Source organism: Flavihumibacter sp. UBA7668 (genome assembly GCF_002483205.1).
Taxonomy (GTDB): domain Bacteria; phylum Bacteroidota; class Bacteroidia; order Chitinophagales; family Chitinophagaceae; genus Flavihumibacter.
Genome location: NZ_DLHM01000007.1, coordinates 926,091 through 947,208 on the forward strand (window position 1 = coordinate 926,091; position 21,118 = coordinate 947,208).

The following is a 21,118-nucleotide window of genomic DNA, read 5'->3' on the forward strand; positions in this document are numbered from 1 at the left end:
CCTCACCCTTTTCTAAGGTTATACCTCCATTTTACCCATACTAACTTAACGGATTTTAATCCCCGTATTTTAAATGGAAAAGATTGGAAGAGTCAATTATTTTAATTAGATTTGGATAGTTGTTTAACTAACTATATGCCAAACAACCAATTTAAAAAAGGCGAATTATACAGTTTTATTACGGGCAAGGCATCAACCGCTATTGCGAGGAGATTGCAGAAGAAGTTTAATACGGCACAACTGAATCTGACGATAGAGCAATGGAGTGTGTTGTATCATTTATGGAAGCAGGATGGGATCAGTCAGCAGGAACTTTGTAATGCAACTTTTCGCGATAAACCAAGTATTACCAGACTCGTTGATAATTTGGAGAAGCTGAAACTGGTGAAGCGGGTTTCTTCGAAAGAGGATCGGAGAATGAATATGATCTATCTAACGGCAGAGGCGCGAAAAATGCAGGAAGTATCCATGGAATTGGCAGAAGAAACCCTGAATGAAGCCTTAACCGGCGTGCCCGAGGATCAGGTAGAAATTTGTAAGGGGGTGCTTCAGATTGTCTACGACAATCTGAAGTGAAAGGTGAGAGGTGAGAGGTGAAAGCGGTGAGAGGTGAAAATGGAGTGTCAGGTAATGGAAGACTTTAAGAGAAATAGAGCGCAGAGAAAGGGAAATAAAGAGTAGATGAGCGTTTAAAGCATTAGTTGAGAGAAAGAATAATTAGCTGAGAGAATGAGTAGTTAGCTGAGAAAATGAGTTGTTGATGTGAGTGTTAATTGTTAGTCGTGCGAGTGAGTAGTTGAAGTGGGTGTTAGAAGTGAGAGGTGAAAATGGAGTGTCAGGTAATGGAAGACTTAAAGAGAGAGCGCAGAGAAAGGGAAATAAAGAGTAGATGAGCGTTTAAAGCATTAGTTGCGAGAAAGAATAATTAGCTGATAAAATGAGTAGTTAGCTGAGAGAATGAGTTGTTAGCTGAGAGAATGAGTTGTTAGCTGAGAGAATGAGTTGTTGATGTGAGTGTTAATTGTTAGTCGTGCGAGTGAGTAGTTGAAGTGGGTGTTAGAAGTGAGAGGTGAAAATGGAGTGTCAGGTAATGGAAGACTTTAAGAGAAATAGAGCGCAGAGAAAGGGAAATAAAGAGTAGATGAGCGTTTAAAGTATCTGCAGACAATGAGTAATTAGACGAGAGAGTAAGTAATTAGACGAGAGAATGAATAGCTGATGAGAGGGTTAGTAGTTCGTTGTGAAAGTGAGTAGTTGCTGTGAGAATGGAATCGTGAGAGAATGGAATCATGAGAGAATGGAATCGTGAGAGCGTGAGAATCGTGAGAGAATGGAATTGTGAGAGATCGCGAATCAATTTGAAGCTGAGTTATGAGCCGGTGATGGGAAGAAGTGAATGGGTGAAAGAAGTGAATGGGTGAAGAAGTGAATGGGTGAATTAGTGAATTAGTGAATGGGTGAAGAAGTGAATGGGTGAGTGGTGAATTTTGTCCGGCTGCCCCAACTTTTAACTTTTAATTTTTGACTTTTAACTTTGAAACATGTCAAGTGCATCCCAAAAACAAGCAACCATCCTGAAGGGTGGAGAGTGGTTGATCAAAGAAAGTGCTCCCTTTGACACGTTCATACCGGAGGACTTCAATGAAGAACAACAGATGGTAAAAGAGATGTGTGCCAGTTTTCTGGACACGGAAGTTTTGCCGATTGTGGATCGGATTGATAAATTGGAGCCTGGTCTGATGCCATCACTGGTGGATAAAGCGGGTGAACAGGGATTACTGGGTTCTTCCATCCCTGAAGAATTTGGGGGTTTGGGAAAGGATTTTATTACAGCTACGCTGGTAAATGAAGGACTGGGGGGAGGGTTTTCTTTCTCCGTGGCAGTGGCGGCGCATACCGGTATCGGTACTTTACCCATTCTTTATTTCGGAACCCAGGAGCAAAAGACTAAATACATTCCCAAGCTGGCATCCGGCGAATGGAAAGGTGCCTATGGTTTAACCGAGCCCAATTCCGGATCGGATGCATTGGGAGCAAAGACCACGGCGAAATTATCGGAGGATGGAAAACATTATATACTAAACGGGCAGAAATGCTGGATTACCAATGGGGGCTTTGCCGATGTTTATACTGTTTTCGCTAAAGTAGATGGCGACAAGTTCACCGGATTTATAGTTGAGCGGGGAATGGAAGGTTTTACCCAGGGTCCGGAAGAACATAAGATGGGCATCAAGGGCTCTTCAACTGTCCAATTGTATTTCCAGGATTGCAAAGTACCCGCAGAAAACGTGTTGGGTGAAATTGGAAAGGGGCATATCATCGCGTTTAATATTCTCAATATTGGCCGTCTCAAATTATGCGCAGCAGCATTGGGAGGTGCCAAGAGAGCGTTCAATACCTCTATCGTGTATGCAAATACCCGCGAACAGTTCAAACAGCCCATCAGCAATTTTGGCGCCATCAAGAACAAGATTGCGGAGATGGCTATCCGGATCTGGGTCTGCGAATCAGCACTGTACAGGGCAAGTAAATGGATCGACAATAAAGAAGTTGAATTATTGGCAGACGGCAAACCATTTAATGAAGCCTTACTCGGGGCTGCGGAAGAATATGCCATTGAGTGCGCTATGCTAAAAGTTTTCGGAAGTGAAGTACTTGATTTTGTAGTAGATGAAGGGGTTCAGATTCATGGTGGAAACGGGTATAGTGATGAATATATCATTTCGAAAGCCTATCGCGACAGCCGGATCAACCGGATTTACGAAGGAACCAATGAAATCAACCGGCTCCTCACTGTGGATATGGTATTGAAACGTGCCATGAAAGGGAAACTGGATCTGCTCAATCCGGCGATGGCAGTGATGAAAGAATTGATGAGTATACCTGAATTCGGATCCGGTGAGGAAGCAGCCTTTGATGCGGAGAAAAAGCTGGTGGCAAATTTCAAAAAAGCCATTTTGATGACTGCCGGTGCTGCTGTTCAGAAATTACAAATGAAGATTGAAGCAGAACAGGAAATTTTAATGAATGTGGCAGATATGGCCATCCTTACCTATAATGGAGAATCAGCCCTGCTTCGCCTGATGAAGCTGACCGGGCAGCGTGGAGAAGCTGCCTGCCAGATGGAAGCGGATATGGTTCGAACCTATCTGTATGATATTGCTGACCAAATCAACAAATTTGGAAAAGATGCCATCAATGCTTTCGCCGAGGGCGATGAACAACGCATGATGCTGCTTGGTTTAAAACGATTTACCAAAGCTGCGCCGTTTAACAGCAAGGAAGCAAAACGTCGTATTTCAGAGAAAATTATCGCCGATAATAAGTATCCCCTCTAATAATCAAGCAGTTATAAGTGTTTACACGAAGGAGCCTATGGCTCCTTTTTTGTGTAGTTCAACTATTTGAACGCTTGTTTGGTTTATTTTAACATATCCTGATTATTTTATTAAGTGTTTGATTGACTTTTAATAATATTATCATATATTTAACAAGACCAAACTAAAAGCCATTTATTATGACACGATTGCTGCTATGGCTCCGCCATGTCCGGAGCGACGTATTCCGTCTCTTCTCCAACTTCCCGATTTACAAACAAGATGAGATTCAACTGAACCCAAGAGCAAGGCGCTTGCTGCTGATGGGGTAATCAGGATTTGTTTATTCGGGACACCGGAATCCAATTTCAAACATATTTAAATCAGTTAAATGAATTCATCATTTAAACTCAACCAGCTTAATGGAAAAAGTATGGCTGTGCTGCTATTTGCTGCCGTACTCGCACTGGGCCTTACCGTGCCTGGTAAAGCGAACGCAAATCCGGAGGGGTATACAGATGCTCCCTTTCAACAGTCGCGCGAAATCAGCGGACGTGTAACGGATGATAAAGGAAGTCCAATTGCAAATGCCAGTGTTACTGTTAAAGGCAAATCTTCCGGTACTACTACCAATGACGATGGGTTTTTCAAAATGACTATTGACGAAACGGATAAAACCCTGGTTTTCAGTTTCGTAGGCTTCAGAACACTGGAGTATAATATCACCGCTTCCAATTCCATTGCTATAACCTTGAATGCCTCGAACGAGCAACTTTCAGATGTGGTAGTAGTGGGTTATGGCACACAAAGAAAAGTTACCGTAACAGGAGCAGTTACGGCCGTAAAAGGAGATGCGCTGGTAAAATCGCCCGCTGTAGATCTTTCGAATTCACTTGCCGGACGGTTACCCGGTTTGGTAGTTATCCAGACCAGTGGTGAGCCGGGAAATGATGGCGCCACTATTCGGATTCGGGGAAATAATACCCTGGGTAACAGTAGTCCGCTTATTGTAATTGACGGTATCCCCGACCGGGATGGCGGTTTAGGCAGATTGAATCCCAAAGATATTGAGTCCATATCCGTTTTGAAAGATGCCTCTGCTGCTATTTATGGAGCAAGGGCTGCAAATGGAGCGATCCTGGTAACAACTAAAAGAGGCAGCAGCGGCAAGCCAAAAATTTCTTACGACTTTAACCGCGGTTGGAGTCAGCCTGCCCGAATTCCCAAAATGGCCAATGCCTACCAGTATGCCACTATCATGAATGAATTGCCTATTTATAGAAATGTGAATCCGGCTAATTGGGAAGCAGCCTGGGAATCCATTCAAACAAATGGAACTTATCCCGGTGTACCAAGTGTGCAATATTCTCCGGAATCGGTACAGAAATTTAAGGACGGATCGGATCCCTGGGGACATCCGGATACGGATTGGTTTGGAGATGCATTCAAAACCTGGTCGCCGCAAACAAGACATAATCTGCAATTGAGTGGCGGTACGGAGAGCCTGCGTTATTTCACATCAATAGGATATGTTAATCAGGATGCGTATTATAAAAATTCAGCAACCTTTTATAAGCAATATAATTTCCGCACCAATTTAAGTGCGAAAGTGAATCCCTATATAAATGTAAATGTTGGTATCCTGGCCAGAAGGGAAGACCGGAACTATCCTACAGAAAGTGCAGGTTCTATTTTCCGGATGCTGATGAGGGGACGTCCTACTGAGCCGGAAGTATGGCCCAACGGATTGCCTGGTCCGGATATTGAAAATGGACAGAACCCATATGTAATCACCACCAATGCCACAGGCTATGTTCGGAATCCAACTGACTTTGTACAGGGAAATGGATCTGTTGAAATAACCAATCCATGGATAAAAGGGTTGAAACTGACCTTATCAGGAGCGGTTGATAAAACCACTTCCACCAATAAAAACTGGCAAACTCCCTGGAGATTGTATTCATGGGACAAAATTTCCTATGAGGCAGATGGGGTGACTCCCTTGCTTGTTGGAGCCATCCGATCCAATTTTACGGATCCCAGACTTACACAAACCTATTCATCCGTCCTGAATACGAACCTTACCGGGATGTTGAATTATGATACGAAAATTGGAGAGAATCATTCCATCGGATTATTGGTAGGTGTAACCAAAGAAACCTTCCAGGGTGAAGGATTTCTGGCATACAGAAGAGATTTTCTTTCCACCGCAGTGGCACAGATAGCAGCAGGTGGAACAGCCAACCAGCGGACAGATGGCGGAGCTTATGACAGAGCCCGGCTTGGTTACTATGGTCGTGCTCAATACAACTATAAGGAAAAATACCTGGCTGAATTTATATTCCGTTATGATGGTTCTTATATGTTCCCGGAAGATTCCCGGTTTGGATTTTTCCCCGGACTCTTATTGGGATGGAACATTTCGAATGAAAACTGGTGGAATGTAAAAGCAGTTAATAATCTGAAGCTTCGTGCCTCTTATGGTCAGATGGGTAATGATCAGATTCTGTATAATAATGTGCTGCAGGAATTTGCTTATTTGTCTATTTATGGTTCGGGTACCTATCCGATCAATGGCCAGGTGGTTAATACCCTGTATGAGCGTTTGCTTCCGAATCCGTTCTTTACCTGGGAGAAAGCCAAAAACTACAATGTTGGTTTAGATGCGAGCATTCTCGATGGTAAGTTTGATCTGACATTGGAATATTTCTACAATAACAGAACTAAAATCCTGATACCGAATACAGGCGTTACTCCGGGTTCTTCCGGAATTGCGGATCGCCTGCCACCACAAAACCTGGGTGAGGTTAACAACAGAGGATTTGAATTCTCGCTGAACTATAATACAAGAGTCGGTAAAGATCTTGTTATCAGAGCAGGAATTAATGGCGGATATGCGAAGAATGAAGTGGTGTTTATGTCAGAAACTCCGGGTATACCGGATTACCAACGTATGGAAGGCAAACCGATTGGAGCATTTCTTGCTTTCCAGTACGACGGTGTGTTCAGAGATGTGGAAGACATCAACAAAAATACGGTGGACTACAGTGGTGTAACCGGACAGTTAATTCCGGGTGATATGAAAATCAGGGATGTAAACGGTGATAACCTGATCAATGCAGATGATGCCGTTCGTCTGGATAAAAACAATACACCCACTTTCAACTATGGTGCAACATTCGATTTGCGCTATAAAGGATTTGATCTGAGTTTATTATTCCAGGGAGCAACCGGAGCATTAATCAGAATTCAGACAGAATCCGGGGATATTGGAAACTATCTTGATTATTTCTATAAAAATCGCTGGTCGATTGATAATCCAAGTAGTGTACATCCAAGGCTTGCCAGCAGAGGAGACACCTACTTTACCGGTGGTAATTATGGAAATAATACCTACTACATGTTTAACAAGAATTATGTGCGGTTAAAGAATATTGAAATCGGTTATAATCTGCCTGCAGATTTATTACAGAGAATCAAGCTCAGCAACCTGCGTGTATTTGCGAATGGATTGAATGTTTTCACAATCGATAAAATGAAAGTTTACGATCCGGAGGCAACTGTAGAGAGTGGCGTTTATTATCCACAATCAAGGGTAATTAACCTTGGATTTAGTGTAACCTTTTAAACTTGTACAAATGAAAAACGGGAAAATAATTACCGGCTTTGCGATGGCCATTATGGTGATCGCAGGCGCATGTAAAAAAGACTTCCTCAATACGGAACCACAGAATGAGTTTTCGAGTGAATCAACCTGGACGGATGGGCCATTGGCACAGGCTTTCATTTACAATGTATACTCCTATCTCGGATATGGTGGATATGAGGAGCAGGCATTGGCGGCCTATACAGATGAAGCCATGTTTACCCATGCGGGAAGAAACATCAATACCTTTACGGAGGCAAGTGAAACACCTTCCAATCCGGCCTGGTTCAGTAGTACCTATAGCTGGAACAACATGTATGAAGCCATACGTGATGCCAATATTGCCATCAACCGACTGCCTACTGCAAGTTTTGATGATCAGCCCCTGAAGGATCGCTTACTAGGTGAAGCCTATTTTTTAAGAGGTTATTATTACCATCAGCTGATGCGTTTCTATGGTGGTGTTCCGATTATTAAACGTCCATATGGATTAAATGAAGACTATACGATTGAGCGCAGCAGTTTTGATGCAACTGTAAGTTCAATAATATCCGATTTGGACAGTGCCATCTTACTGCTGGATGGTAAAACAGTAACACCCGGAAGAGCATCTGAACTGTCGGCCAAGGCATTAAAATCAAGAGTATTGGTGTATGCTGCGAGTGATTTGCATGATGCCAATACTGCCAAAGCAAAATCTCCAACGCTTAGCGGGTATGGTAACATTGAATTGGTTGCATATACTTCAGGTGATAGAACTGCACGCTGGCAGGCAGCAAAAGTGGCATCTAAGGCAGTTATGGATGAGGGCCAGGGATATAAGCTTGATTTAACGGCACCGGTCTCTGCAACAGAAGGGAAGAATAATTATATTTCACTTTCAATGGCAGGCGGAAGTAAGGCTGCTGAAGCAGATGCGGCTGCTGCATCAGAATTAATATTCTTCCGTACGTTATCCGGTTTGTATACACAGGAAAGTAACTGGCCACTGGGCGGTTTGCATTACGGAATCAACAATGGTCCGAATGGATATCATAACTGGGGAGGTAATACACCCATTCAGCAATTGGTAGATGATTATGAAATGATGGATGGCAGCAAATTTGACTGGAATAATCCGGCTCAAAAAGCAGATCCCTACACCGGTCGTGATCCCCGTTTTTATGCCACCATACTGTATGACGGAGCAGACTGGAAACCCCGGCCTTCTGATGTGATCGGTCTTGATCCGGTTAGTCAGATTCAGACAGGGTATTACAACAACGGAGGTGCAACTATAAACGGAATAGACACCAGATCTTCCGCTGTTGAAAACTGGAATGGTACAAGAACCCATTATTATACCCGGAAATTTATTGATCCAAATCCGGCTTTGCCCGATAACCAATCGAATTTCCAATTGGTTCCCTGGCCCTTTATCCGCTATACAGAAGCCGTATTCAATTATATTGAATCCTGTATTGCATTGGGTGAGGAAGCCGAAGCCAGATTATGGCTGAACAGAATTCGTTTCAGAGCAGGAATGCCTGCAGTAAATGATGCCGGTCAGGATTTGGTAAACCGATATCGCAACGAACGTCGCGTGGAACTGGTTTATGAAGAACACCGCTACCATGATGCCAGAAGATGGATGATACCTGCTGAAACTGTTGGAAGAGGAATTAAAAGTATTATTGTCAACGGAACCATTAAGGCGGGTGCTACTCCACATGTTCCATATCGCCACGATAAGTCGAGGTATAATTATACGTACACAGTTGTTGATAACAACGAAAATGAGCGAAGAAAATGGGAGGATAAAATGTATTTCAGACCTGTTTTAAGGGATGAAATCAACCGGAATGATAAACTGATTCAGAATCCCGGATATTGATCTTTTTGATTGCATTTACAAAAGAATCTATTCCTAAATTGGGATAGATTCTTTTTATATAGAACCATCAAATGAAGCTGCTTAAAATTTTTACCCTGTTTATTAGTATCATTTATTTGCCTGCCTGTAAGGAGCAGACAGACAGTGAAAGCATAAGTGATGAAAACGGTTTATTCCACCTGCTTCCAGCATCACAAACCGGAATCAGTTTTGAGAACACATTAACGGAAGGATTGAATACCAATATCCTGTTATACGAATATTTTTATAATGGTGCAGGAGTTGCAACGGGAGATTTTAATAGTGATGGACTAATCGACCTCTACTTCAGTTCCAATATGGGGGAGAATAAATTCTATCTTAATAAAGGCAGTTTACAATTTGAAGATATTACCCTGCAATCAATGGCTGGCGGGCGCCCGGGGCCCTGGAAATCCGGTGTAAATGCAGTGGATATAAATGGAGATGGCAGGCTGGATATTTATCTCTGTTATTCGGGTGCCATGCCTGCTGAAAAAAGAAAAAATCAGTTGTTTATAAATACCGGTAATTCAGCCTCCGGCATTCCTCAGTTTGAAGAGAGAGCCGAACAATTTGGTCTGGCACATTCCGGTTTTAGTAATCAGTCCTATTTTCTGGATTATGACAGAGATGGCGATCTTGATATGATCCTGATGAATCATAATCCCAAGAATTTGCCGATTCTGAATGATGTACAAACAAGGCAATTAAATCAACGCGATGATCCGGAAAAAGGAATCCGGCTTTTTCGTCAGCAGGATGGACGCTTTGAAGACGTTACGGTGAAAGCTGGTATTAACGGCTCAGAACTATGTTATGGATTAGGAATTGGCATTGCTGATTTTAACCGCGATGGCTGGCCAGACTTCTATGTTTCCAATGATTACGCTGTACCAGATTTTCTCTATATCAATAATACAAAAGGCGGGTTTACAAATCAACTGGAATCTTCAATGGGACATATCAGCCAGTTTTCCATGGGAAATGATGCGGCTGATATCAATAATGACGGATTAACGGATCTGTTTACACTGGATATGTTGCCTGAGGATAACCGGCGACAAAAATTATTGATGGCTCCGGATAACTATGAAAAATTTGCAGTTAATCTCCGGAATGGTTTTTATTATCAGTACATGCGCAATATGCTGCAATTGAATAATGGCAACGGAACCTTTAGTGAAATCGGACAGCAGGCGGGGGTTTCCAACACTGATTGGAGCTGGTCTGCTTTATTGGCTGATTTCGATAACGATGGCTGGAAGGACCTCCACATCACGAATGGTTATCTCAAAGACTTCACCAACCTGGATTTTATTCATTACATGAATGATTATATTCAGCAAAAGGGACGTTTGCAGCGGGAAGATGTAATGAACATTATTAAGGAAATGCCTTCTTCCAATGTCATGAATTATATGTTCCGTAATACAGGCGGCGCTTCCTTCTCCAATGCTACAGCAGAATGGGGGTTGAACAGGGTTTCCAATAGTAATGGTGCTGCTTATGCGGATCTTGACAATGATGGAGATCTGGACCTGATCGTCAATAATATCAATCAGGCAGCTTTTATCTATCAAAATACCGGTGCAGAAAAAAAAGAGAATAATTATCTGCAGGTCAGGTTGCTTGGAAAGGCTCCGAATACGCAGGGGATTGGTGCAAGGGTGGGATGGTATAAAGACGGGAAGGTTCAATTACTGGAACAATATCCGGCAAGAGGCTATTTGTCGAATGTGAGTTACCTGCTTCAGTTTGGTACTGGAAAACATACGGAGGCAGATTCTCTGGTGATTACCTGGAACAGTGGAAAAACCCAGGTACTGGAAAAGGTAAAAAGTAATCAGGTTATTTCGGTGGATGAAAAGGAGGCGACTGAACCGGTAAGAAGGGAAACAACGGTTGAACCCTGGTTTCTTGCAAAGGAAAGTCCGGTTGAGTGGCAATACAGCGACAGCACTATCAATGATTTTAATCGGCAGTCTCTGTTGATTCATCAGTTTTCAAATGACCAGTTTTGTATGACAAAAGCGGATGTCAACAAAGATGGCCTGGACGACCTGCTAATTGGTGGTCCGATGGGGAAAGCAGCTGAGTTATACCTGCAGGAATCAAATGGCAGATTTGTCAAAAAGCCGGTTCCCGCTTTTGAACAGGATAAAGGTTTTCATGATGCTGCCATTAAAGTGTTTGATGCGAATGGAGATGGTTTTTCGGATATCTATATTGCAAGTGGTGGGTATCATTTTTTTGAACCTGCTGATCCTTTATTACAGGATCGGTTATACATTAATAATGGCAAACAGCAGTTTACAAGGTCAGCCGGATTGCCGGAATTGAGGTCCGGCAGTTCCTGTATCGCAGTGGAAGATATTAACGGAGATGGTGCGCCTGATCTTTTTGTTGGTGCTCGTGTTGTTCCGGGTCGATATCCCGAAACGCCAAAATCTGCCCTGTTAATAAATGACGGGAAGGGCAATTTTCAAAACCGTACGACACTAATTGCACCGGAGCTGGAACAGGCAGGCATGATAACGGATGCGGTTTGGGCTGATCTGAATGGAGACAGTCAAAATGAATTAATTGTGGTTGGTGAATGGATGCCAATACTTGTTTATGAAAAGCAAAACGGATTATTAAAGAATCGTACAACTGCTTTTTTACCGAAAGAAGAAGCAGGATTTTGGAATACGGTGTTTATTTCGGATTTGAATGGGGATGGTAAACCAGATCTTGTAGCGGGAAACCTGGGATTGAATTCACAGATCCGAATAAATGAAAAAGAACCGGCTGAAATGCATTATGCTGATTTCGATAAAAACGGTTCGATTGATCCGATTTTCAGTTTTTATATCCAGGGTAAACGATATCCTTTTGTAACGCGTGATGAATTAATTGGGCAACTGCCGGTAATGCGGAAACGTTTTTCAAGCTTTAAATCGTATGCTGATATAAGTTTGGATGAACTGTTTGCGGGTGATGAATTAAATACTGCCGGAAAACTAAAAGCAACTCAGACTGAAACTATTTTATACCTCAGTAATTCAGCAGGCAAACTGATGAAATCATCCTTACCTGAGCAGGTACAATGTTCTCCGGTTTATGCAATTCAGGCACTTGATTTTAATGGGGATGGGAACCTGGATCTTTTCATGGGTGGCAACAGCAGCCAAATGAAAATAAGATTGGGGAAAATGGATGCCAGTTATGGTTCTCTACTGGAAGGTGATGGAAAAGGAAATTTTCGTTGGGTTCCTGCCATAGAATCAGGTCTTGAAATAAAAGGGGATATTCGGTCTGTTCTGCAGGTAAATAATAAAATTTTGGTTGGTATGCCAGGCAGACCATTGAAAACCTATGGTTTAAATAAAGCAAAAAAATGAACCGGGTTTTATCAAACGGAATTGTAAAAACGTACCTGATTGCATGGTGCGCAAGCAGCTTTTTATCCTGCAAACCGGCAGTTCTGCCTCCTCCTGCTGACTATGAATTAGCCATTGCATGGGCCGGGATGAGCACCTCAATTACTCAAACAACTCCGTCCAACTCACCCACTTTTGCTTCCCGTGCTTTTGGATACATCGGACTAACGATGTATGAATCGGTTGTTCAGGGATATTCAACACATAAATCCATTGCGCCGCAGTTGAATGGATTGGGAGTACTGGCAAAGCCGGAGCCTGGATTCGTTTATCATTGGCCATTATCATTAAATGCCGGACAGGCAGAAATTCTGCGCTTGATTTATATTCAGACAGGAGATGAAAATAAAAAGAGGATTGATTCACTGGAAGCTGCCATAACAGCAAGATTTCAGGCTGTTTTGGAAGACGACAGTCTGGTGAATCGATCAATTCGGTATGGGAGAAGAATCGCAGAACAAATATTTGAATGGTCAAAGACAGATGGGGGCCATCGGGGTTATTTGAAAAACTTTGATAAAAAAATGGAAAGCAGGAAAGGTCCGGGTTTCTGGCAGCCACCATTATATGCGCAATCATTCAGTCATTTTCCATTACATCCGCATTGGGGTAAAAACAGGACTTTTCTGGTGGCTGATTCAGTGATGGAAGCACCCATTCCGCTGGCCTTTGATACAACCCGGGGTTCACCTTATTATGAGCAATTCAGGATGGTGTATGAAAAAAGAAAAAATCTGACAGAAGAAGAAAAGCAGGCGGCCATTTGGTGGGGAGATGACCCGGATCTGAGTTTTACTCCACCCGGACATTCTTATTCCCTGGGAACCATTGCAATAAAAAAAGCGAAACCTGACCTGATCACCTGTGCGGAAACCTATGCGCGTATTGGCATAGCTGTTGCAGATGCCTTTCGTAATTGCTGGAAATGGAAATTCCATTATTATACCGAACGTGCTAATACTTTTATACCAGCACATATAGATCCGGAATGGGAATCTTTCTGGCCTGATCCTCCTTTTCCTGCATTTCCATCGGGTCATGCCATACAGGCAGCAGCAGCAGCTACGGTATTAACTGATTTATATGGTGATTCATTTGCGTTCACGGATAGTTCACATGTTGGTCGTCCGAAAGATGAATTACGAAATGTTGAATTTAGAGCCAGGTCATTTCCCTCCTTCTGGAAAGCTGCAGAGGAAACGGCGTTATCAAGATTTTATGGAGGCATCCACATACCAATGGACAATGAAAAAGGACTGGAGAAAGGAAAAGAAATTGGGGATAATGTAAATGCATTGCGATGGAGAAAATAAGCACCTTAAGAACCCTGCCATATGTATTACAAGCTGCTACTTGTATTGCTTTTCGGATTCACTATTTCCGAAATCAAAGCCCAAACAAAATTTACGGATGTATCAAAAGAAGCCGGGATCCGGCATGTATTTAAAGTACATGAAGGAATGTTCGGAGGAGGTGCGGCTGTGCTGGATTTTAACCAGGATGGCTGGGAAGATCTGTATATAACAGGCGGAAAAAATTCAGATCAGTTGTACCGAAATAATGGTGACGGAACATTTAGTGACTGGTTTGAAGAAGCCGGGTTATCGGTTACCAGAAAATATATAACGCAGGGTGTGGCAAGTGCTGATATCAATCGCGACGGCTGGCCAGATTTGGTTGTGACCACTATTACTTTAAGTAAGAACCCGCCTGCTATTCCCCGGGCAATCAATCTGCTTTTTTTGAATAAGGGAGATGGCAGTTTTCGTGATGCCACAGCTGCGTATGGTTTGGGTAATCATTTCTCTTTTAGTACAGGCGCGAGTTTTGGTGATTTCAATGCTGACGGCTGGCCTGATTTGTATATCGGCAATTATTTCAATCAATATGAAGGCGAACTAAGTAAAATAACAGATGCTACAGTAGTAGGGGCTAATCAGATAGCAAAGGGATATCTGTATCTGAATGAAAAGGGTAAGAATTTTCGGGAGGTCAGTGCAGGTTATGGCTTGAATCAGGCAGGTTTCGGATTTGGCGGATTGTTTACAGACTATGATAATGATCGGGATCAGGATCTGTATATCAACCATGATTTTGGTTATAAACGCACGGCCAATTTGTTCTATGAAAATAAATTTCCCGGTAATTATTTTCAGGAAATCGGCAAGCAAACAGGAATGGATCTGAAAATTAATTCAATGGGTAGTGCGGTTGGTGATTTAAATAATGATGGCTGGATGGATTATTATATAACTAATATTCGTTTTAATGCATTCATGGTGAATGAAAGCAAAGGGAAATTTTTTGTGAATCGTACAAGGGAATTGGGATGCAGTTATTCCGGTATCAGCTGGGGGGCCAATTTTGCAGATTTTGATCAGGATGGCGATCTTGATTTATTTGTATCAAATGGAGATCTAAATCCTAGTTGTAATCCTATTGGAGATTATTATTTTGAAAATACAGGGGCCAGGTTTGAAGAAAGGGCGAGGGCGGTGGGTTTACAGGATTATGGAATCGGCAGGGGCTCTGTGGTATTTGATTATGACAGGGATGGAGATCTGGACCTGTTTGTGGTTAATCAGGAATCGGTTTGTCCGGATTATCCGGTTCTGTCCGAATCGCGTTTATACCGCAATGATACGAAGGGTGGTAATTGGCTGACGGTTGCATTAAGCGGAGTGGATGCAGAGAAAAACGGAATCGGTTCAAGGGTTGAAATCCTGGCAGGAAAAATTCGAATGATCCGCGAAATAGATGGTGGCGGAACGAGTCATATTTCACAAAATTCTTTGTTGGCGCATTTTGGTTTGGGACAATCGGTTACTGTTGATTCAGTAATTGTGCATTGGACAGGAGGTAACCGGCAGGCAGTAACCAATATAAAAGCAAACCAGTTTTTTAAAATTGTTGAAATAGCCGCACCCAGGAAGCAAAATACAATATGGTATATACTGATGGTTGCGGGGCTTCTTGGTTTGGGTTTGTTCATCTGGATCAGCAGGCAAAAAAAATCGTAGTTTCATGGGGTAAAAGAAAGCGAATTATGGATACACAATCTCGTCGTGATTTTATTTCAACAACCGGAAAAGCAACTATTATGGGCGGATTAGGATTAGGTGCGTCACCTGCTGCAGGCGAAGAAGCCAAACTGGATAATACCTTTATACACCATGTATTTTTTTGGCTGAAAAATCCGGAAAGTGAAGAAGATAAACAAAAACTACTAGCCGGATTGCGAAAATTAGCAAAAGCGAAAACGATTCACCTCTCGCATATCGGAGTGCCGGCAAATACCAACCGGGATGTAATTGAGCGCTCCTATAAAGTATCCTGGTTATTGGTTTTTAAAAATGCTGCTGATCAGGAGGTTTATCAAACTGATCCCATTCATTTAAAGTTTATTGAGGAATGCAGTATGCTATGGGAAAAAGTGATTGTTTACGATAGTGTACAGGCTGGCTGATTGGTAAAAAAAAGATTCCTGGCTGCGCTTGTTAGAAAACGGACAGACCAGGAACTCTACCAGAAGGATCCTCTGCACCTTCCAAATTAATCGAACCGTGCAGTATTTTTAAAGCACCATTATTTTAATGGCTTCACCATTTACCTGCATCACGTACATGCCTTTCTGCATGCCCTGGTGATCAAATGAGTGGCGATTGCTATTGAAGTTCAGTTGTTTTATCAATTGTCCGTTGAAGGAGAACACATTGATTGAACGCGCTCTTGATTCAGAGAAGATAAGTTCAGTTCTGCCAACCTGATTGATAACACGCATGGTGCTAAGACTTTGATTGATGCGTATAACATCAGAATATACCATGCGATCCAGAATATTTACGCCACGCACCCGGTAGAATCCATTGCTGAGCGGAGTTTTATCGATAAAGGTATACTGACCGGTACGACCTGGGGCTACAGCAACCTGTCCGATTACTTCATACTGTTTACCATCTGCAGAGCGCTCGATGAAGAATGTTTTTCCTTCATGGTTATCAGCCGTTGTAAAGTTGATGCGGTTCTGGCTGTTTTCTGCGAAACCTTTGATGCTGGTAAACTCCAGAGGAAGGGTTCCAAAATCATAATAATATCCCGTAGTAAACTGAATGAAATTATTCCGGCGGCTATTGCTGTTATCATGAAAACTGCCGGTCATACGGATTCTTCCTGTTAATGTAAATCCACTTGCAAGGGTAGCGTCCAGCAGGTAAACTGTGCGGTTATCTCTTGGGTTAAGGGTATATGACTCATGAATATCCTGACCATTCAATTCAAGCTGGTCGATGATAATTTGGCCTCTATGTCCCGGAGGATTTCCATTTCCCATTTCCAGTTGCAGATAATTCATGTTGGGAAGATCAGCGCGTTTACGATTGCCTACAAAATCGCGGATATTACGGATACGACCATTTTCATCATCTTCCCGACGATTGCCACGGAATGTTTCAGTTTCGTTGGAGATTTCATCCCTTGAAGGATTATAGATAATGGTAAAGCGGATTTCTGCTTCATTATCGAAATCATAGTTATCACTGTTGCCGCGCGTATTGAGATCCGGTGTTCCGAAGATGACTTCCGTTTCGTCTTCATTCGGGTGTAATCCCTGAAAACGTTGAGCTAATAAGGCGTTAGAGCGGTTGGCTGGAATTGATCCATTGTTTAATTGCGCCTGGCTGTTAACGGCGCATACGATGGTCAGGCAGAGCATAAGTATGCTCTTGTAAAAGTTTGTTTTCATTTCTGGTACGATTAACTGATTAATCGGCTTTTGTAAGGAAGAGGATCAATTCTGGTATTGGGTCGATAAGGTTTCCATGTAGATCAGTACTAGGGTTTTTACCGATGACAATACAAAGGTAAACACTTAGATGAATTGTCCTAAGGGTATGCACTTATATTCGATAATCAGGCAGTTTCCTTCGATGAATAGCAGTTTTACCCGAAAAAATCCGTAGATCTTCGGGCTGTTCCGTATTTTCTGCAATCTTAAAAAGGCGTGCTCAGCGCTGTTCAAGGGAGGCTGCGGCAGCTTCATCTACCATCCAGATGGTAGTTCCTTGGGTAGATACTACTGATTGTGCGGGATATTCTACATGATTTTGGGGGCCTTCCAATACATTGGCCAGGGCTTTAGCTTTTCCGGCTCCTGTTGTAAGGAATAAAATACAAGCTGATTTGTTGGCAACCGGGCGGGTAATGGTTACTCTGAACATATCCTGCTGGGGGAGGAAAAAAGCGGATGTCCATCGGGTGTTTTCCTGGATTACCTCCGTATGAGGGAAAAGCGATAAAGTATGGGCATCATCGCCCATTCCAAGGATCAGGAGATCGAAGCTATGGGGATGGTTATCAAAATATTGATGGAGCAGTGCTTCATATTCCCGGGCAGCATCCGTCGGATTGTCGTAATCCGTGCGCATTATATGGATCTGATTTTCCGGAATGGGAACCTTATTCAGCAGGGTATCATAGGCCATTCGGGCATTATTTCGTTCATCTTCCAGGGGTACATACCGTTCATCTCCCCAAAATACATGCACTTTCGACCAGTCGATCTGATTATTGAGTGGTTCTTCAGCCAGCAACTGATGCAGTCGTTTAGGGGTTGATCCGCCGGACAAACAGATGGTAAATCGGTTTTGGCGGGTTAGCACTTCCTGAATCCGGTGAACAATAAAATGTGCTGCTTCACCGGCTACGGTTTCTGCGTTGGGGAAAACATGAAGTTGCATATGCTGGTTTTTTATTTCACCCGTCGGGTACCCGTCAGGTACCCGACGGGTGAAAATTGGTTAGCGGTCTTTATGAGGTTCGGGGAGAGAGGCCCAGTTACGGCCATCGCGGGCGATAAGGGCTTCGGCGTCCTCGGGGCCCCAGGAGGCCGGGGTATAATTCGGGAAATCAACCGGTGCCCGTTGCTGCCAGGCTTCGAGGATCGGCATAATTACTTTCCATGCAGCAGCCACCTGGTCTTCCCGCATGAAGAGGGTTGCATTTCCTTCCATTACATCGAGGAGCAGGGTTTCATACGCTTCGGGTTCATGCTCTTCGTAGGCATCCTGGTAGCTGAAAATCATATCAACCGGACTCAGAGTCAGATCCTGTCCGGGTCGTTTGGCCTGAAAACGCAGGCGGATATCCATTTCCGGAGCTATACTAATGGTAAGGCGATTGGCTCTCCAGGTTTCGGCAGATTCCGGCGGGAAGGCGTAGTTTGGTGCTGCTTTGAACTGAACTGTTACGATGGTTTCCTTATCTGCCATCCGTTTACCGGTCCGAACATAAAAAGGTACATCCTGCCAGCGCCAGTTATCGATATAGAATTTAACGGCGGCAAAGGTTTCCACCGGAGAATCGGGTTCAACATTTTTTTCCTGTCTGTAGCCAGGAACCTGTTGGCCCTTCATCCAGCCTTCACTGTATTGTCCGCGTACGGCCATTTTATGTACTTCTTCTTTGGAAATTTTACGCAAGGCGTGTAATACATCCACTTTTTTATTCCGGATTTCATCTGCATCGAAGCTCACCGGGGCTTCCATCGCCACCATGCAAAGCAGTTGAAGAATATGATTTTGCACCATATCGCGAAGGGCGCCCGAACTTTCGTAAAAATCACCTCTACCCTCAACACCTACCGTTTCGGAAGCTGTTATCTGGATATGATCAATATAATTTCTGTTCCAGATCGGTTCAAAGAGGGCATTGGCAAAACGAAGTGCCAGGATATTCTGAACCGTTTCCTTACCGAGGTAGTGATCGATTCGGTAAATCTGTTTTTCATCAAACATGCCGGCCAGTAATTTATTTAACTGAAGCGCGCTTGCCAGATCGTGACCAAAAGGTTTCTCAACAACCACCCGGGTGCATTTGGTGTCAGCGCAAATATTCAGAGGCCCGAGTTTGCCAACGATTCCAGGCACCAGTTGCGGGGCAACGGCCAGGTAAAAAATCACATTGGGGTGTTCGCCGTATTCAGCTTCTTTCTCTTTTACGATTTCTGCTATTTTCTGGTACTCTTCATCTTTTTCTGCATCCATTTGCAGATAGGCAACATGATTGGCGAAGACCTGCCATTTTCCACCCTGATCATCTTTGCGGCGACTGAATTGCTGAATTCCATTAAAGAGATGAACGCGATACGATTCATTATCGTAGGGCCGACGGCCGATTCCGACAATATCAAATTTCTCGGGCATCCATTCATCGATGAAGAGATTATAAAGGGCGGGTGATAATTTGCGATGATTCAGATCGCCGCTTCCACCAAAAATAAAAATGAGGGAGGCGGTTGGTCTTTTATGTGTAGCAGACATGATTCTTTTTTTGTATTAATGAGCTTTTCTCAGGTCCATTGGGTATGAAATTTTCCTTCCCGGTCGATTCGTTCGTAGGTATGTGCTCCGAAATAATCACGTTGAGCCTGCAACAGGTTCAGTGGCAGACGAGCGGTAGTAAAGGCATCGTAATAGGTAAGGGCATTCATGAGGCCTCCTGCAGCAAATCCATTCAATGCAGCCAGGCTGACTGCTTTTCGAAGCGATCCGATTTGTTGGGTAACCAGCTCAGCAATTGCATCATCCAGCAGGAGGTTACTGATTGCCGGGTTTCGTTGGTAGGCTTCATAGAATGTTCCTAACAGGGTGGAACGGATGATGCATCCACCTCTCCATACTTTTACAGCATTGTGAAGAGGTATATCCATTGCCAGATCTTTTGAAGCAGTATGCAACATAGACATGCCCTGAACATAGGAAAGAATGATGGCAGCAAAAAGTGCTTTTCTGCAATCTTCGGCAAGTTCTTTTTTGTCAAGTGAAAGCGAAGTTGCGGAAGCTGCATTCGTTAGCCGGATTTGCATTTCGCGATGCAGTTTTTCAGCTGCAAGGCGATCTGATTTTAATGCCGAGATAGTACGCATGGTCACGGCCATATCGATGGTTGGAATTGCAACACCCAAATCCATAGCAATTTGTGAGGTCCATTTGCCGGTTCCTTTTGAACCTGCTTTATCGAGGATGCTGTCTACCAGGTGTTTCCCGGTTTCAGGATCCATTTGTTTAAATATGGCGGCGGTGATTTCGATCAGGTAGGATTTGAGTTCGCCATCGTTCCAGTTGCTGAAAAGTTCATGTAGTTCTTCGTTGCTGAATTTTCCACCGCGATGGAGCAGGTCATAGGTTTCGCAGATCAGCTGCATAATCGCATACTCAATGCCGTTATGCACCATTTTAACAAAATGTCCGGCTGCGCCTTTGCCCATATAATCAACGCAGGCTTCTCCGTTAACTTTAGCGGCGATAGAAGTAAGAACAGGTTTCAGCTGTTGCCAGGCAGATTCATCGCCACCGGGCATCATAGAGGGGCCGAAGCGTGCACCTTCTTCGCCACCTGAAACACCGATTCCAATAAAGTGAATGCCTTTGGGTTGGAGGTATTCATATCGGCGGAGTGTATCGGTATAATAGGTGTTTCCGCCATCGATGATGATATCGCCCTTGCTAACAAGTGGTAGTAAACTTTCAATAACATCGTCTACCGGTTTGCCAGCCGGAACCAGGATCATTATACGACGGGGCATAGCCAATTGGGCTACCATCTCTTCCAGCGTATTCACGCCTTTAACGGTAGTGCCGGCTGAAGCAGCAGCTTCAAAATCTGAGGTCTTTTTTGGGTCTTTATCAAAGCCGATCGCTTTAAATCCGTGATCAGCCACATTCAACAGGAGGTTACGGCCCATTACACCGAGCCCTACCATGCCGAAATCAAAGGTTTGGTTGTCCATTGCAGTTGGTTGGATAGGCCGCAAAGGTAAGTACCAATAATGTAAGATTGGTCA

At 43.4% G+C, this 21,118-nt stretch carries 13 protein-coding genes; 8 read left to right on the forward strand and 5 right to left on the reverse strand.

The genetic code is table 11. The features are described from left to right. Nucleotides 1-135: 135 nt before the first annotated feature. Together B2746_RS21420 and B2746_RS21425 are read left to right on the forward strand one after the other, a co-directional pair. Nucleotides 136-576 carry a MarR family winged helix-turn-helix transcriptional regulator gene (locus B2746_RS21420; RefSeq protein ID WP_290798884.1) on the forward strand — a complete coding sequence of 147 codons (441 nt, stop codon included), beginning with the start codon at nucleotides 136-138 and terminating at the stop codon, nucleotides 574-576. Between the two features lie 965 nt (nucleotides 577-1,541). Beyond that, nucleotides 1,542-3,338, forward strand: coding sequence for an acyl-CoA dehydrogenase family protein (locus B2746_RS21425; protein ID WP_290798887.1), 1,797 nt, complete (start codon nucleotides 1,542-1,544; stop codon nucleotides 3,336-3,338). Nucleotides 3,339-3,515: 177 nt separating this feature from the next. Here B2746_RS21425 and B2746_RS21430 read toward each other — a convergent pair whose 3' ends face one another. Then, nucleotides 3,516-3,689: a hypothetical protein gene (locus B2746_RS21430; RefSeq protein ID WP_290798890.1), complete on the reverse strand. Its 174-nt coding sequence runs from the start codon at nucleotides 3,687-3,689 to the stop codon at nucleotides 3,516-3,518. 19 nt (nucleotides 3,690-3,708) lie between these two features. Here B2746_RS21430 and B2746_RS21435 point away from each other — a divergent pair, with 19 nt between their 5' ends. From B2746_RS21435 to B2746_RS21460, 6 genes are all read left to right on the forward strand, one after another. Continuing rightward, entirely contained in the window at nucleotides 3,709-6,945 is a 3,237-nt protein-coding gene (locus B2746_RS21435) for a SusC/RagA family TonB-linked outer membrane protein (protein WP_290798893.1), read from the forward strand. A 10-nt stretch (nucleotides 6,946-6,955) separates the two neighbouring features. Then, nucleotides 6,956-8,836, forward strand: coding sequence for a RagB/SusD family nutrient uptake outer membrane protein (locus B2746_RS21440; protein ID WP_290798896.1), 1,881 nt, complete (start codon nucleotides 6,956-6,958; stop codon nucleotides 8,834-8,836). A gap of 71 nt (nucleotides 8,837-8,907) precedes the next feature. After that, complete coding sequence (locus B2746_RS21445) at nucleotides 8,908-12,240, forward strand: VCBS repeat-containing protein (RefSeq protein WP_290798899.1); 3,333 nt, start codon at nucleotides 8,908-8,910, stop codon at nucleotides 12,238-12,240. Beyond that, nucleotides 12,237-13,592, forward strand: a complete 1,356-nt coding sequence (locus B2746_RS21450; RefSeq protein ID WP_290798902.1) for a vanadium-dependent haloperoxidase — start codon at nucleotides 12,237-12,239, stop codon at nucleotides 13,590-13,592. The genes B2746_RS21445 and B2746_RS21450 overlap by 4 nt, the downstream gene beginning before the upstream one ends. Before the next feature lie 21 nt (nucleotides 13,593-13,613). Continuing rightward, entirely contained in the window at nucleotides 13,614-15,299 is a 1,686-nt protein-coding gene (locus B2746_RS21455; RefSeq protein ID WP_290798905.1) for a CRTAC1 family protein, read from the forward strand. A 26-nt stretch (nucleotides 15,300-15,325) separates the two neighbouring features. After that, on the forward strand, nucleotides 15,326-15,745 hold the full coding sequence (locus B2746_RS21460; RefSeq protein ID WP_290798907.1) for a Dabb family protein: 420 nt from the start codon (nucleotides 15,326-15,328) through the stop codon (nucleotides 15,743-15,745). 108 nt (nucleotides 15,746-15,853) lie between these two features. Here the strand turns inward: B2746_RS21460 and B2746_RS21465 are convergent, their stop codons facing one another. The 4 genes from B2746_RS21465 to gndA all read right to left on the reverse strand — a co-directional run bounded on the left by B2746_RS21465 (nucleotide 15,854) and on the right by gndA (nucleotide 21,064). After that, nucleotides 15,854-17,020: a T9SS type A sorting domain-containing protein gene (locus B2746_RS21465; protein WP_290798910.1), complete on the reverse strand. Its 1,167-nt coding sequence runs from the start codon at nucleotides 17,018-17,020 to the stop codon at nucleotides 15,854-15,856. A gap of 262 nt (nucleotides 17,021-17,282) precedes the next feature. Next, nucleotides 17,283-18,014 (reverse strand): 6-phosphogluconolactonase, encoded by a 732-nt coding sequence (gene pgl, locus B2746_RS21470; RefSeq protein WP_290798913.1) that lies wholly within the window; start codon nucleotides 18,012-18,014, stop codon nucleotides 17,283-17,285. 60 nt (nucleotides 18,015-18,074) lie between these two features. Further along, nucleotides 18,075-19,595, reverse strand: coding sequence for a glucose-6-phosphate dehydrogenase (gene zwf, locus B2746_RS21475; protein ID WP_290798916.1), 1,521 nt, complete (start codon nucleotides 19,593-19,595; stop codon nucleotides 18,075-18,077). Nucleotides 19,596-19,624: 29 nt separating this feature from the next. Then, nucleotides 19,625-21,064: an NADP-dependent phosphogluconate dehydrogenase gene (gene gndA / locus B2746_RS21480; RefSeq protein ID WP_290798919.1), complete on the reverse strand. Its 1,440-nt coding sequence runs from the start codon at nucleotides 21,062-21,064 to the stop codon at nucleotides 19,625-19,627. Nucleotides 21,065-21,118: the final 54 nt, after the last annotated feature.

What these genes read in the sequence shown, in the direction of transcription:
- B2746_RS21460 (WP_290798907.1), top strand. Translation starts at nt 15,326, where the DNA reads ATGGATACACAATCTCGTCGTGATTTTATTTCAACAACCGGAAAAGCA.
- B2746_RS21450 (WP_290798902.1), top strand. Translation starts at nt 12,237, where the DNA reads ATGAACCGGGTTTTATCAAACGGAATTGTAAAAACGTACCTGATTGCA.
- B2746_RS21420 (WP_290798884.1), top strand. Translation starts at nt 136, where the DNA reads ATGCCAAACAACCAATTTAAAAAAGGCGAATTATACAGTTTTATTACG.
- B2746_RS21465 (WP_290798910.1), bottom strand. Translation starts at nt 17,020, where the DNA reads ATGAAAACAAACTTTTACAAGAGCATACTTATGCTCTGCCTGACCATC.
- gndA (WP_290798919.1), bottom strand. Translation starts at nt 21,064, where the DNA reads ATGGACAACCAAACCTTTGATTTCGGCATGGTAGGGCTCGGTGTAATG.
- B2746_RS21440 (WP_290798896.1), top strand. Translation starts at nt 6,956, where the DNA reads ATGAAAAACGGGAAAATAATTACCGGCTTTGCGATGGCCATTATGGTG.
- B2746_RS21435 (WP_290798893.1), top strand. Translation starts at nt 3,709, where the DNA reads ATGAATTCATCATTTAAACTCAACCAGCTTAATGGAAAAAGTATGGCT.
- pgl (WP_290798913.1), bottom strand. Translation starts at nt 18,014, where the DNA reads ATGCAACTTCATGTTTTCCCCAACGCAGAAACCGTAGCCGGTGAAGCA.
- zwf (WP_290798916.1), bottom strand. Translation starts at nt 19,595, where the DNA reads ATGTCTGCTACACATAAAAGACCAACCGCCTCCCTCATTTTTATTTTT.
- B2746_RS21455 (WP_290798905.1), top strand. Translation starts at nt 13,614, where the DNA reads ATGTATTACAAGCTGCTACTTGTATTGCTTTTCGGATTCACTATTTCC.
- B2746_RS21425 (WP_290798887.1), top strand. Translation starts at nt 1,542, where the DNA reads ATGTCAAGTGCATCCCAAAAACAAGCAACCATCCTGAAGGGTGGAGAG.
- B2746_RS21445 (WP_290798899.1), top strand. Translation starts at nt 8,908, where the DNA reads ATGAAGCTGCTTAAAATTTTTACCCTGTTTATTAGTATCATTTATTTG.